Source organism: Microbacterium sp. NPDC007973, from assembly GCF_042958465.1.
Lineage (GTDB): Bacteria > Actinomycetota > Actinomycetes > Actinomycetales > Microbacteriaceae > Microbacterium > Microbacterium galbum.
In genome coordinates this window covers 108,852-121,974 of record NZ_JBIBJJ010000003.1, presented here as the reverse complement: position 1 = coordinate 121,974, position 13,123 = coordinate 108,852, and the positions used below count along the sequence as shown (strand labels likewise).

12 protein-coding genes are annotated in these 13,123 nt (G+C 70.3%); 6 read left to right on the top strand and 6 right to left on the bottom strand.

Translation table 11 applies throughout. The annotated features are described in order from the left end of the window. Positions 1-16: 16 nt before the first annotated feature. Entirely contained in the window at positions 17-790 is a 774-nt protein-coding gene (locus ACFZA2_RS09485; RefSeq protein WP_391403702.1) for a dienelactone hydrolase family protein, read from the bottom strand. Between the two features lie 224 nt (positions 791-1,014). Here ACFZA2_RS09485 and ACFZA2_RS09480 point away from each other — a divergent pair, with 224 nt between their 5' ends. Together ACFZA2_RS09480 and ACFZA2_RS09475 are read left to right on the top strand one after the other, a co-directional pair. Then, positions 1,015-1,944: an AEC family transporter gene (locus ACFZA2_RS09480; protein ID WP_391403699.1), complete on the top strand. Its 930-nt coding sequence runs from the start codon at positions 1,015-1,017 to the stop codon at positions 1,942-1,944. An 85-nt stretch (positions 1,945-2,029) separates the two neighbouring features. Beyond that, a complete protein-coding gene (locus ACFZA2_RS09475) occupies positions 2,030-2,581 on the top strand; it encodes an HdeD family acid-resistance protein (RefSeq protein ID WP_391403696.1) in 552 nt (183 codons plus the stop codon). Between the two features lie 46 nt (positions 2,582-2,627). Here ACFZA2_RS09475 and ACFZA2_RS09470 read toward each other — a convergent pair whose 3' ends face one another. Together ACFZA2_RS09470 and ACFZA2_RS09465 are read right to left on the bottom strand one after the other, a co-directional pair. Continuing rightward, positions 2,628-4,598, bottom strand: coding sequence for a S9 family peptidase (locus ACFZA2_RS09470; RefSeq protein ID WP_391403693.1), 1,971 nt, complete (start codon positions 4,596-4,598; stop codon positions 2,628-2,630). A gap of 2 nt (positions 4,599-4,600) precedes the next feature. Further along, complete coding sequence (locus ACFZA2_RS09465; protein WP_363391431.1) at positions 4,601-5,365, bottom strand: SDR family oxidoreductase; 765 nt, start codon at positions 5,363-5,365, stop codon at positions 4,601-4,603. Between the two features lie 212 nt (positions 5,366-5,577). Between ACFZA2_RS09465 and ACFZA2_RS09460 the strand changes: the two genes are divergently transcribed. From ACFZA2_RS09460 to ACFZA2_RS09445, 4 genes are all read left to right on the top strand, one after another. Further along, on the top strand, positions 5,578-6,069 hold the full coding sequence (locus tag ACFZA2_RS09460) for an NfeD family protein (protein ID WP_391403689.1): 492 nt from the start codon (positions 5,578-5,580) through the stop codon (positions 6,067-6,069). Beyond that, positions 6,066-7,019 (top strand): SPFH domain-containing protein, encoded by a 954-nt coding sequence (locus ACFZA2_RS09455; RefSeq protein ID WP_391403686.1) that lies wholly within the window; start codon positions 6,066-6,068, stop codon positions 7,017-7,019. Before ACFZA2_RS09460 ends, ACFZA2_RS09455 begins: the two co-directional genes overlap by 4 nt. Continuing rightward, positions 7,019-7,813, top strand: coding sequence for a glycerophosphodiester phosphodiesterase family protein (locus ACFZA2_RS09450; RefSeq protein WP_391403682.1), 795 nt, complete (start codon positions 7,019-7,021; stop codon positions 7,811-7,813). The genes ACFZA2_RS09455 and ACFZA2_RS09450 overlap by 1 nt, the downstream gene beginning before the upstream one ends. Positions 7,814-7,906: 93 nt before the next feature. Further along, entirely contained in the window at positions 7,907-8,278 is a 372-nt protein-coding gene (locus ACFZA2_RS09445; RefSeq protein WP_391403679.1) for an RNA polymerase-binding protein RbpA, read from the top strand. 40 nt (positions 8,279-8,318) lie between these two features. Here the strand turns inward: ACFZA2_RS09445 and lnt are convergent, their stop codons facing one another. From lnt to tatC, 3 genes are read right to left on the bottom strand one after another with little or no spacing between them, the layout of a single operon-like run. Next, positions 8,319-9,887 carry an apolipoprotein N-acyltransferase gene (gene lnt / locus ACFZA2_RS09440; RefSeq protein ID WP_391403676.1) on the bottom strand — a complete coding sequence of 523 codons (1,569 nt, stop codon included), beginning with the start codon at positions 9,885-9,887 and terminating at the stop codon, positions 8,319-8,321. Further along, a complete protein-coding gene (locus ACFZA2_RS09435; protein ID WP_391403673.1) occupies positions 9,884-12,367 on the bottom strand; it encodes a DEAD/DEAH box helicase in 2,484 nt (827 codons plus the stop codon). Before ACFZA2_RS09435 ends, lnt begins: the two co-directional genes overlap by 4 nt. Then, the gene (tatC, locus tag ACFZA2_RS09430; RefSeq protein ID WP_315995802.1) at positions 12,364-13,122 is read right to left on the bottom strand and encodes a twin-arginine translocase subunit TatC; all 759 of its coding nucleotides are present in this window, start codon (positions 13,120-13,122) and stop codon (positions 12,364-12,366) included. Before tatC ends, ACFZA2_RS09435 begins: the two co-directional genes overlap by 4 nt. Position 13,123 lies beyond the last annotated feature (1 nt).

Below are 13,123 nucleotides of genomic sequence, written 5' to 3'. Positions count from 1 at the left end.
CACGAAGCAGCCTGCTTCAGCCGAAGACCTCCGACAGGAACGCCGTCATCGCCGCCCAGCTGCGTCGCTCGGCGGTGGCCTGGAATTGCGCGCCCTGCTCGGGAGCATCGGCATCCGGCAGCGTGAACGCGTGCATCGCGTTCGCGTACGACACGAGCTGCCAATCGACCGACGGCGCCGTGCGCAGATCGTTCTCGAAGGCGATCATCGCGTCGTCGGGCGCGACGGGATCCGCCGCGCCGTGCAGCACCAGCAGGCTGGCGGTGATGTTCTCCGCTTCACCCTCGGGCCCGGTGAGCAGGCCCCCGTGGAAGCTGACGACCGCGTCGACGTCCGCGCCCGTGCGAGCGAGCTCCAGTACCGAGGAACCGCCGAAGCAATAGCCGATGGCCGCGGTGCGGTCGGCATCCACCGAGGGGTCGGCGCGGAACTGCTCGAAGGCCTCGACGAGGCGCTTCCGCCACAGCGGACGATCCTGGTAGAACTGCCCGGCGACCGCCGGGGCTTCCTGTGGGGTCGGTCGAACGTCTGCGCCGTACACGTCGGCGGCGAACGCGGCGTAACCGAGCCGGGCGAGCATGTCGCACCGCATGCGCACGTAGTCGGTCACACCGAGCCAGTCGTGCACGACCATCACGCCCGGATACCGCCCCTCGCCGGCCGGCCGCGCGCGATATCCGCGATACGCGACACCGTCGATCTCGTACGCGACGTCGTCCGAGTCGATCCCGGCTGCCGGCAGCGGTTCACGCTCGAGGATCTCGGTGAGGTCGGCGGGGTAGGTGTTCACGCGGAGCTCCAGACGGTCGAAGGCCCCCGACGGGGATGTCAGGAGCCGAGGATAGAGCCGCGTCCCCGGCCTCCCCCGGGACTTGCGCCGCTGCCCGTGACCCGACACGCCCCGCTCCGTGCGAAGCTTCCTTCCGCCCCGCACCCGCGTCACGGCCGCCTCCGCGTCCCCACTACGCTCGAGAGGATGCCTCTCTCCCCCACGTCCAGTCCCGGGATCCACGCGTGAGCGGCATCCTCACCGGATTCGCCGTCGTCGGCCTCGCCGTGATCGTGGGCTATGTCATCGCGCGCATCGATCTGCTGGGTCCGCACGCGCGGCACGTCCTCAGCCGCCTGACCTTCTTCGTGCTGTCGCCGTTCCTGCTGTTCACGGTGCTCGCCAGGGCGGACGTGGCGACGCTGTTCTCGGCCCTGCTGCCGGTGTCGATGATCACCGCCGCCGCGATCATCGCCGTCTCCGTGCTCATCTCGGCGCTGATCCTGCGCCGACCGGTCGGTGAGACCGTGATCGGCGCGCTGTCGGCGGGGCAGGTGAACAGCAACAACATCGGCATCCCGATCTCGCTCTACATGCTCGGCAACGCCGCGTTCTCGGCGCCCGTCATCCTGTTCCAGCTGCTCGTGCTGATGCCGATCGCCCTGGGCATTCTGGATGCCGCGACCTCGGGCTCCCGGAACATCGGACGCATCCTGGCGCAGACGGCGAAGAACCCGATGCTCATCGGCTCCGCGCTCGGCGTCCTCGTCGCGCTGCTCGGCATCGACCTGCCGCCCATCGTCTTCGACCCCCTCCACCTCATCGCGGGCGCGTGCGTCCCCGTGCTGCTGATGTCGTACGGCATGTCGCTGTACGGCCAGCGGGTGTTGACGGAGCCCGGGCGCCGCGTGGACGTCGTCATCGCCTCGGCGCTCAAGCTGATCGCCATGCCCGCGATCGCGCTGCTGGTGGCGTCGCTGTTCGGTCTGCCCGAGGAGCAGATCTTCATCGTCGTGGTGCTCGCGGCACTTCCCACCGCGCAGAACGTGTTCAATTTCGCACAGCGCTACGGCGTCGGCGAGATCCTCTCGCGCGACGTCGTGTTCATCTCGACGGTCGGATGCCTGCCCGTCCTGTTCGCGGTCGCGCTCCTGCTCGACCACTCCCCCGCGTGACCGTCCGCGACGGGACGTTCGCGCGGGTTTCACGTCCGGGTCTAGGGTGAGCACTGTTCTCAGCGTTCACTCAGAAAGGCTCGCCATGTCGCCCTCGTCCACGACCAGTCCCGCCGTCGGAGCCGTTCGGACCGCCCTCGGCGTGAGCGGCGCACTGGCGCTCGTCATCGGCCTGCTGATCCTGCTCTGGCCCGGTCGCACAGCCCAGGTCGCCGTCGGGATCATCGCCGTCTACGTCATCATCGCCGGAGTGGTGAACATCGGTATCGGTCTGTTCTGGCGCTCCGGCTGGGCGCGCATCGGCTACATCGTGCTGGGCGTGCTGTTCATCGTCGCCGGCATCTTCTCGTTCACCAACCTGCCTGCCGCTGCCGCGTGGTTCGGCGTCTTCATCGGCACGCTCGTCGGCATCCTGTGGATCATCGAGGGCGTCGTCTCGCTCACCACCGCGGGCCACGGATCGAAGGCGCGCGCGTGGACGATCTTCTTCGCGATCGTCAGCATCGTCGCCGGCGTCGTCCTGCTGTTCTCGCCGCTGCTGGGGGCGGTCACGCTGTTCCTGCTGATCGGCGTCTCGCTCGTCATCCTCGGCGTCTTCCAGATCGTCCGCGCGATTCAGTTCGGCAAGGCCGTCTGACCCCGACCGACGGACGGCTCGGATGCCCTCGCGTCCGGGCCGTCCGTCAGGTCACCGGCAGATGCCGGCCCCACCATTCGAGCACGGCCTCGAACCGCTGGACGCGGTGCTGCGGCCGCCCGGCGCGGGTGAGCTCGTGATCCTCGCCGGGGAAGACGAGCATCTCGGCCTCGGTCCCCTGCTGCTTCAACGCCGCGTAGTAGCGCGTGGCCTGTTCGAGTGGGCAGCGGAAGTCGAGCTCGGAGTGGAGCACGAGCGTCGGCGTGCGCACCCGGTCGACCACGGCCATCGGACTCTGCGCCGCGACCTGCGTCGGATCGGTGCCGACGTACTCCTGGCCGAAGAACGAGCCGATGTCGCTCGAACCGGGGAAGGAGGCGGGGTCGAGGAAGCCGCGCTCGACGATCGCGCCCGCGAAGCGGTGGTCGTGCGCGATGATCCACGCCGTCAGGTACCCGCCGTACGACCCGCCCATGACGCCGACGCGTCCCGCGTCCAGCCGCGGGTCGGCAGTCACGACGGCGTCGAAGAAGTCCATGACGTCGAAGAAGTCGAGCGTCCCCATGCGCTGCCGGATCGCTCGCCCGTGGGCGCGACCGTATCCGGCGCTCCCCCGCGGGTTGCTGTAGACCACCGCGTAGCCGGCATCCACCAGCACCTGGGTCTCGTCGAAGAGGTGCACGCCGTAGGCGGCGTAGGGGCCGCCGTGGATCTGCAGGATCACCGGGAACGGGCCCTCGCCCTCGGGGACGGCGACCCAGCCGTGCACGGGGTAGCCGTCGCGCCCGGTCACCTCGTGCTCGATCGGCACGACGACGTCGCGGTCGCACGCCGCGGCCCCGAACCTCGTCGACGCCCGCATCTCGCGCCCGTGCATCATCACGAGTTCGCCGAACGACTCGGGAGAGGCGACGGATGCCACGACCCGGCCCGCCGCCGCGGCGTGACCGTTCACCTCGAGGTCGCCGCCGAGAACCTCGGTCACGGTGCCCGTCCGCGTCACGCGCAGCAGGCGCACCCGCCCGCGGGTGCGATCCTGCACGAGGACGTCGTCGCCGTCGAACGAGAGGTGGCTGCCCACCTCGCCGAGGTCGATCGTCTCGGGGTCGGTCAGCACGCGTGGTGCGTCGCCGTCGAGGGCGAACAGCGCCACGCCCGGCGCGACGAAATCCACGCCCGAGCCGCCGACATCGTGCGCGAGGAGGAAGACCGTTCCGTCGGGCGCCGTCTGGACCGCCGACACCGACAGGTTCTCCGCGATGCCCAGCACCTCGCGCTGCGCTCCCCCGTCGACGGCGATCGCGACGACGCGGTCGCGCAGGTCGCGCCGCGAAGTCTCGATCACGTCGGGCACGCTGAGCACCTCGGCGCCGTCGAGCGTCCAGGCCACGCCGGCCCAGCTCGTGTCGCCGCGGGTGAGCTGCGTCGCAGGGTGGGCCACGACGCGCGTCTCGGGCTCGTCGATCGCGGGCGCGGGATCGTAGAACGGCTCCGCGTCGGTGGAGGGCACGTCGACCACGAACACCTGCGTCGGGCGATCGAGATACCCGAGGCCGTTCGCGTGCCACCGGATGCCGGTGATGCGCCGCGGGGGTTCGGCACCGGCATCCCGCCCCTCGACGGTGCCGTAACGCCCCGGCTCCGGCACCCGTGCCGTGAACGCGAGACGTCGGCCGTCGGGCGAGAAGGCGAGGTCGGTGACTCCCCCGGGTCGGTCGGTGACCTGCACGGGCTCACCGCCGGAGGCACCGACGACGAAGATCTGCGGGCGCCCCTTCGCGTCGCCGCGGAGGAAGGCGACGACGGCGTCATCGGGTGAGAGACGCGGCGACCGATCCTCTACCCCACGGGTGAGACGGCGTGACGAGGCCGTGGCGAGATCGGCCCGCCAGAGTTGTCCCACCGCACGGTCGGCGGCGAGGTCGGGGCGTGAGGTCGCGAAGACGGCGAAGGCGCCGTCCGAGGAGATCGCGGGCCGACCGACCCCGATCAGGGACTCGATGTCGGTCGGCCGCATGCTCACTCGCCTCCGAACGAACCCGTGTCTCCGACGAGGCGGGTGTTGTCGGCGGGCACCGGGTCGACGGCCGCACGCGCGACCTCGGCGGCGAACTCGGCGACGTTGTAGAGCTTGCCGGCGTCGTCGCGGCGGGCGGCGATGGCGCCGGGGTTCGCGCGCTCGAGCAGCGTCGCGGTGATCGTGCCCTCGATCATGTCGCCCGAGACCACCGTGAAGCCGATCCCGCGCTCCTCGAGTGCGGGGATCTTCTCGCGCAGCGCGTCTTCTCCCGCGCGCTTGGAGAGGGCCACCGGCTCGTACTCCGGCATCGTCGGGGTCGAGCGGATGAAGTGCGCCTGGTGGCTGGTGACGAAGACGACGCGCGCGTCGTCGTTCAGCAGCGGCAGCGCCGTCTCGAGCACGTTGACCTGTGCGTCGCGGTTCAGCAGCAGGGCGTAGTCCTCGGCCATGCCCGACTCCATGCCGCCCGAGGCGTTGAGCACGAGGATGTCGAGGCCGCCGAACGTGCGCTCGACCTCGCCGAACATCGCCGCGACCGACTCGGGGTCGGTCAGGTCGGCGCCCACCACGAGCGCCTCGACACCCAGCTCGCGCAGCTGGGCGGCGAGCTTCTCGGCCCGCGGCGCCTTGTTGCGGAAGTTGATGACGACATCGGCGCCGGCCTCGGCGAAGTAACGGACGGTGTCGGCGCCGATGCCGCGCGACGAACCGGTGACGAGGGCGGTCTTGCCGCTCAGCGAGCCGGACGGGAGGGTCTGGGACACGGGAGAACTCCTGAAGATCGTGGGTCGACTCCCCAGCCTACCGACCGCCCCGCCGCCCTCTCGGGAAGGGTAGCTCCTCGAGCGGCGGAGGCCCTCGGTCGGCGGAGCCGGTCAGCCGGGGAAAGCTTCTCCGACGGGGAAGCCTGTGCGGTCGTCGGGAAGCGGCCCTGGTGGCGTTCCCCGGTGCTACGTTCGGGCTCAGGAGGTGCGACATGGACGTTCTCTCCATCATCGACACGTGGGCCTGGATCGGGTGGCTCGTGCTGATCCTGGTCTTCCTGGTCGTCGAGATGCTCACGGGCGAGCTGACGTTCCTCATGCTCGCCGGCGGCTCCGCGGTCGGGCTCGGCGCGGGAGTCCTCGGCGCACCGCTGTGGCTGCAGGTCGTCTCAGCCGCCCTCGCCGCCGTCGCCCTCCTCGTGTTCCTGCGCCCTCCGCTCCTTCGACGCCTGCACCGCGGCGCCGACGCCCGCCCGTCGAACGTGGAAGCGCTCCTCGGGCTCGAGGGTCTCGTGCTGTCGCGGGTCTCTCCCGCCGTCGCGGGGCAGGTCAAGCTCGCGAACGGCGACGTGTGGACCGCGCGCAGCGACGGCGACACCCGACTCGACCCCGCCACGCGCATCGAGGTCGTCCGCATCGACGGCGCCACGGCCGTCGTCCGCGCGAAGCCAGGAGGCACCCCCATGAGAATCGGACAGTCATGAACCTCGCAACGTCGATCCCGGCCACCATCGGGTGGGTCCTCGCGATCGTGGTGGCGGCGTTCGTCGTCATCGTGCTCGTGCGCGCCATCCGCATCATCCCGCAGGCCCGCGCGGGGGTCGTCGAGCGTCTCGGGCGCTACCACAAGACCCTCACGCCCGGCCTCAACCTCGTCGTCCCGCTCATCGACCGGGTGCGACCGCTCATCGACATGCGCGAGCAGGTCGTGTCGTTCCCCCCGCAACCGGTGATCACCGAAGACAACCTCGTCGTCTCGATCGACACCGTCGTCTACTTCCAGGTCACCGACGCGCGCGCCGCCACCTACGAGATCGCCAACTACCTCGGCGCCGTCGAGCAGCTCACGACCACGACCCTGCGCAACGTCGTGGGCGGGTTGAACCTCGAGCAAGCGCTCACCAGTCGCGACAACATCAACGGGCAGCTGCGCGTCGTGCTCGACGAGGCCACGGGGAAGTGGGGGATCCGGGTCGGGCGCGTCGAACTCAAGGCGATCGATCCGCCCCTTTCGATCCAGGATTCGATGGAGAAGCAGATGAGGGCCGAACGCGACCGGCGCGCCGCGATCCTGACCGCCGAGGGCTCGAAGCAGTCGCAGATCCTCGAGGCCGAGGGCCGCCGTCAAGCGGCGATCCTCGAGGCCGAGGGCGACAAGCAGGCGGCGGTGCTGCGCGCGCAGGGCGAGGCCGAGGCCATCCACTCCGTCTTCACGGCGATCCACGAGGGCCGTCCCGACGACAAGCTCCTTGCCTACCAGTACCTGCAGACGCTGCCCAAGATCAGCGACGGCGCCGCGAGCAAGCTGTGGATCATCCCGAGCGAGTTCACCGAAGCCCTCAAGGGCTTCTCCGGAGCCTTCACCTCCCGCACTCCCGGCGAGGACGGCCCCGCGTCGCTTTCGCCCGACGCCGACCCCTCCACGCCCCGATGATGCGGCATCCCTACCTGTCCCCCGCCGCTCCGCGCGTGCTGGCCCACCGCGGACTCGTGACGGCGGATGCCGCCTCCCACGGCGTCGTCGAGAACTCCTTCGCCGCTGTCGCCGAGGCGCACGCCGCCGGGGCCGCCTACGTCGAGTCCGACTGCCACGTGAGCGCTGACGGAACGGTCGTGCTGTTCCACGACGACGATCTCCGGCGCGTGGCCGGCGACCCGAGGCGGATCGCCGATGTGCGCCTCCACGAGCTCGAGGAGATCATGGCCGACCGCGGCGGTCTCATCACCCTCGCGCAGGCCCTCGAGGCGTTCCCCGAGCTGCGGTTCAACCTCGACGTCAAGGCGGCTGCCGCCGCTGACGGTGTCGGGCGGCTGGTCGCACCGCACGCCGAGCGGGTGCTGGTGACGAGTTTCTCCGACGATCGCCGCCTCGAGGCGCTCGCCGCCGCGCGCGCAGCCGGAGCCGCGCAACGCCCCGCGACATCGCCGGGACAGGCGACCGTGGTGCGGCTGCTCGCCGCGCGTGCCCTGCGACGGGCGGGGCGCGTGGGCGCCCTCCTCGACGGGCTCGACGCCCTGCAGGTACCGGAGAGGCAGGGGCCTCTGCGCATCGTCACGCGCGGCCTCGTGCGCGATGCGCACGCGCACGGCGTCGAGGTGCACGTGTGGACGGTGAACGCCGACGACGACATGGAACGCCTGCTCGATCTGGGCGTCGACGGCCTCGTCACGGACCGGGCCGATGCGGCCCTCCGGAAGGTGAACACGCGGGGAACTCCGGCTGTCTGAGCATCCTCTGTGAAAGGCGCCACGATGCCCGTCGTTCGAATAAAGCGCACAGGTGCGGACGTTATACATGGTGACCGACGAGAGGACCACAAAATGGCAGACCGCAGTCTCCGCGGCATCCGACTCGGCGCCCAGAGCCTCCAGAGCGAAGACGGCGTCGTGTTCCACGACCGTGCACAACACACCTACACCTGCAGCACCTGTGGACGCGACACCGTCCTGACCTTCGCTGCCGACGCCGAGGTTCCGGAGTCCTGGGAGTGCCGCACGTGCGGCGCCGAAGCGCTGCTGCGCATCGGCGACAGCACCGCGACCGTCGACCACTCGGGCGACAAGGCCGCCCGCACGCACTGGGACATGCTGCTCGAGCGTCGCACACTCCCCGAGCTCGAGGAGTTGCTCGAAGAGCGCCTCGCCTTCGTGCGCGCCCGTCGTGGCGCGGGCAACGAGAAGCTCAGCGCCTGACGTGCCGATCAGGGCGTTCTGATGGAAACGCCCTGAGAATTCAGACGCCGGCCCCCGTGGGGGTCGGCGTCTTCTTCGTGCGCTGCGCGCGCACCGCCAGCGACAGCCCTGCCGCGAGAAGACCGGCGAGGCTCCCCCACCCGAGCACCACCTTCACGGCGGGACCGATCACGACCGCGGGCGTCAGACCGGTGCGGAGGGGCACGTCGGTCAGCATGTGGCCGGCCTCGTCGATCGGCAGAGCATCGAGCGTCGACCCGTCGGGCGCGATGACCTGGCTGGTCCCGACCGTCGACAGGTTCACGACCGCACGCCCCGTCTCGATCGCGCGCATCTGCGCGAAGGCGAGCTGCTGCAGGTTCTCGTCGGTGCCGCGGAAGTCGGCGTTGTTGGTCTGGAACATGTAGACCTGGGCGCCCGCGTCGGCCCCGTCCCACACGACGTCGTCGTAGATGACGTCGAAGCAGATCGCCAGCCCCACGCCCACGCCATCGATGTCGATGAGCGGACTCGCCGTGCCCGGCGTGTACTCGCGACCGATGAGCCCGATGAGGTCGGGTGCGAAGGGCTCCCAGAACGCCCGGTCGGGCACGTACTCGCCGAACGGCACCGGATGCCGCTTGTCGTACGTCGCACCGGACTGCCCGTCGGCCGTCCACAGCAGCGCCGAATTGAACAGGTCGGGCCCGCGCTCCGTCACCGCGGACACGAGCAGCGGCGCGTCGACGCGGCGCGACAGCTCCTCGAGCACCGCGGAGTTCGAGCTGTTCGCGGTCGGGTCGGAGTCGACGCCTCCCTCGGGCCAGAGGAGCACGTCCATCTGCTGGCCGAAGAGCGGGGCGGATGCCGCCAGCTGCGCGTTCAACACGGCATTGCGCGCCCTCTGGTCGAAGTACCCGGCCGGGCCGTTCCCCTGGACCGCGCCGACGCGGAGCGACCCGGCCGCCGTGGTCGGGAACTGCGGGAGCACCAGCAGCGCCACGAGCAACCCGGCGGCGGGGACGGCGGCGAGCGGCTTGCGGAAACGGTGGAGACGGACGAGCTCGATCACCATGGCGCACAGCAGCACGATGAGGAACGACAGGCCCGACATCCCCACCCACGACGCAACCTCGGCGAACGGCCCGTTCACCTGCGACACGCCGATGCGCCCCCAGGGGAAGCCGCCGTAGGGCCACGAGCCGACGATCTGTTCGCGCAGCACCCAGAGTCCCGCCACCAGCGCCGGGAGCGCGAGCGTGCGGCCGAGCACCCCGGGGGCCACTCGGGGCACCCACCGGTACGCCAGGGCGATCGGCACCGCGAGCACCGCCGTCAGCAGCGCCTCGAGCACGAAGAGCGCGGCCCACGGGATGGGTCCCAGGTAACGCGCCGTGAAGAGCAGGTTGACCGAGAAGAAGGCCACGCCGAAGAGGAAGCCCATCAAAACGGCCGACCAGAACCGGCGGCCGATGAGCGTCAGCAGGGCCAGGGCGACGGCCGGGAACGCGAGGGGCCACCACGCGAGCGCGGGATAGGCGGTGACGAGAAGGAGTCCCGCCACGACCGACAACGGCGCGGCGAAGGCCAGACGCAGCAGAGGTCGCGGCGGCGGGGTCGTGCCGCTCATGCCGACGTGTACGCCACGATGCCCCGACGCACCGCGTCCAGTGCGGTGCGCGCGGTCTTCGCGAGCGGCGGCTCCGCGACGAGCGAGATCTGGTCGAGCAGGTCGATCGTCTGCTTGGCCCATCGCACGAAGTCCCCCGCGGCCATGTCGGCCAGGGTCAGCACGCTGTCCAGCGGCAGCCCGCGCGCCCAGGCGTGCATGGCCGGCGCCAGACCCGAGGCGGGGCTCTCCGAGCCGGGGAGGCGGTGGTCGCGTTCGAGGTCGTCGAGTTCCTGCCACAGCGTCTGCGTGGCATCCAGGGCTCCCCGGAACGCGCCGCGGGGCAGTCCTCGCTCCCCCGGCCCCGCCTCGTCGCGACGCGGTTCGTATACGAGGCAGCAGGCCAGGGCCGCGAGCGAGGGGGCGTCCAGCCCCTCCCACAGGCCCTGGCGCAGCGACTCGGCCACCAGCAGATCGCGCTCGCCGTAGATGCGGCGCATCGTGCGGCCGGCGCGCGTGAGCACCGTCGCGCCGTCGGCCTCGATCGCCACGTATTCGAGCGCGGCGAGCACCTCGACGACGCGGTCGAACACGCGCGCCACGGTGCCCGTGCGCTGATCGATCTGCTGCCGCGTCTTGTCGGTGGAGCGCTTGAGCTTCCAGTACCGCTCCGCCCAGCGCGCGTGCGCCTCGCGGTCGGGGCACGAGTGGCACGGATGCCGCTGCATCCGCTTGCGCAGCGACTGGATCTGCTGCTGGCGCTCGTCCCTCAGGCGCCGGGGCGCGGTGGCGTCGCGACGGTTGATCTTCTCGAGGTCGCTGAGCTCGCGGCGGATCGTGGAGTACTCGCGGAAATCGCCGCGGTCGCACGTCATCGCCTTCTCGTAGCCGTCGAGCGACTCCTCGGCATCCTTCACCTGACGCGCCAGACCCACGACCGAGCGATCGGCCTGGAACTGGGCGAACGAGGACTCGAGGATCTCGCGCGCGCGGGCCCGCCCGAACTGGTCGATGAGGTTCACGGCCATGTTGTAGGTGGGGCGGAAGCTCGAGTTGAGCGGGTAGGTGCGACGTGAGGCGAGGGCCGCGACCGACTGCGGGTCGAGCCCCTCGGTGAACTGCACGACCGCGTGGCCCTCGACGTCGATGCCGCGACGGCCGGCACGGCCGGTGAGCTGGGTGTACTCGCCCGAGGTGATGGCGACGCGGGCCTCGCCGTTGAACTTCTCGAGCTTCTCCAGCACCACGGTGCGCGCGGGCATGTTGATGCCGAGGGCGAGCGTCTCGGTCGCGAAGACGACCTTCACGAGCTTGCGGCGGAAGAGCTCTTCGACGACCTCCTTGAACGCCGGCAGCAGGCCCGCGTGGTGGGCCGCCATTCCGCGCTCGAGGTTGTCGCGCCACTCCCAGAAATGCAGCACGGCGAGGTCTTCGTCCTTGAGGGTGAAGGTCAGCTCGTCGACGATCTGGCGGATCTCGACGCGTTCCTCCGCCGAGGTGAGACGCACGTTCGCGCGGCGCAGCTGCTGAACGGCCGCGTCGCACCCGGCGCGGCTGAAGATGAAGAAGATCGCCGGCAGCAGGTGGTTGCGCTGCAGCAGCTCGACCACCTCGGGACGGTCGATGCGCTCGATGCGCGGGCCCTGCTGCGCGCGCAGCGGTTTGTGTCCGCCGCGGCGCTGATGCGCGTGGCGCGGGCCTCCGGCGTGGCGGGCGGAGCGGTACTCCTGGGCCCGCCGGTTGTTCTCGTACCCGCCCGCGTTGCCGCCGCGGATGCGCAGCAGCTCCTGGTTGACCTGGGCCGTGGCCACGCCGGCGCGGTCGTCGAACAGCGGCAGCAGGTCGCCCCGCACGAGCACGTGCTGTTCCAGAGGAACAGGACGCGTCTCCGACACGATGACCTCGGTGTCGCCGCGCACGGTGTCGAGCCAGTCTCCGAACTCCTCGGCGTTCGACACGGTCGCCGACAGCGACACGAGCTTCACCGACGGCGGGAGGTGGATGATGACCTCTTCCCACACGGCGCCGCGGAAGCGGTCGGCGAGGTAGTGCACCTCGTCCATCACGACGAATCGCAGGCCCCGCAGCGCCGGTGAATCGGCGTAGAGCATGTTGCGCAGCACCTCGGTGGTCATCACGACAATGCGCGCCGAGGCGTTGATGTTGGTGTCGCCGGTGAGCAGGCCGACCTCGTCGTCGCCGTACACCTCCTGCAGCTCGTGGAACTTCTGGTTCGAGAGCGCTTTGATGGGCGTGGTGTAGAACGCCTTGTCGCCCGGCTCGAGCATCGCGAGGTGGATGGCGAACTCGCCGACGATGGTCTTGCCGGCACCGGTGGGCGCGGCGACCAGGACGCTCCGCCCGTCCTCGAGGGCGTGGCATCCGGCGATCTGGAAGTCGTCGAGCTCGAACCGCTGCATCTCGGCGAAGTCGGCGGTGTGCGGGTGCGACGAGCGAGCGCTCGCGCGGGCGAAGCGCTCCGCGGGGCTGGGGGAGGTCACGCGATGGGCCCCGGCGCCATCTCCGCGGCGACGCGACGGGCCTTGCGGCGGTCGAACAGCAACGACAGTCCGGCCGCGGCGAAGAAGAGCACGATCAGGATGCCGGCCAGCATCAGCATGCTCACGACGTCGGCCGCGGGGGTGGCGAGGGCCGAGAAGATGACGGCGATGAGGATCGCGACTCGCCAGCCCTTCAAGATCGCCCTGCCGCTCATGACGCCCGCGACGTTGAGGGCGACCAGGAACACCGGCAGCACGAACGAGACGCCCACGACGATCAACAGCTTGAAGACGAAGTCGTAGTAGTCCACGGCGTTGTAGAAGTTGACCCCGCCCTCGGGGGTGAAGCCCCACATGAGCTCGATCACGTGCGGGACGATGAGCAGACCGACCCAGCACCCCACGAAGAACAGGGGAACCGCGGATGCCACGAAGCCGACCGTGTAGCGGATCTCTTTGCGCGTGAGACCGGGCATGATGAACGCCCAGATCTGCCAGAGCCAGATCGGTGCCGACAGGAAAATGCCGATCGAGAAGGCGATCCGCATGCGCAGGTCGAACGCCGACGTCACCGAGGTGAAGTTCAGCGCCGAGAAGTCGTCTCCTCGCCGCGCGGCGATCTCGCGGATCGGCTCGGTGATCAGGTGGATGATCGGATCGGTGATGATGAACGCGACCACCATGCCGACCACGAGGGCGAGCGCGGCGATCATCAACCGCTTGCGCAGTTCGACCAGGTGCGCCCCGATCGACATG

Coding starts and splice junctions, on each gene's coding strand:
- ACFZA2_RS09470 (WP_391403693.1), bottom strand. CDS start 4,598: ATGCGGCCGACCGACATCGAGTCCCTGATCGGGGTCGGTCGGCCCGCG.
- tatC (WP_315995802.1), bottom strand. CDS start 13,122: ATGTCGATCGGGGCGCACCTGGTCGAACTGCGCAAGCGGTTGATGATC.
- ACFZA2_RS09450 (WP_391403682.1), top strand. CDS start 7,019: ATGCGGCATCCCTACCTGTCCCCCGCCGCTCCGCGCGTGCTGGCCCAC.
- lnt (WP_391403676.1), bottom strand. CDS start 9,887: ATGAGCGGCACGACCCCGCCGCCGCGACCTCTGCTGCGTCTGGCCTTC.
- ACFZA2_RS09455 (WP_391403686.1), top strand. CDS start 6,066: ATGAACCTCGCAACGTCGATCCCGGCCACCATCGGGTGGGTCCTCGCG.
- ACFZA2_RS09445 (WP_391403679.1), top strand. CDS start 7,907: ATGGCAGACCGCAGTCTCCGCGGCATCCGACTCGGCGCCCAGAGCCTC.
- ACFZA2_RS09475 (WP_391403696.1), top strand. CDS start 2,030: ATGTCGCCCTCGTCCACGACCAGTCCCGCCGTCGGAGCCGTTCGGACC.
- ACFZA2_RS09460 (WP_391403689.1), top strand. CDS start 5,578: ATGGACGTTCTCTCCATCATCGACACGTGGGCCTGGATCGGGTGGCTC.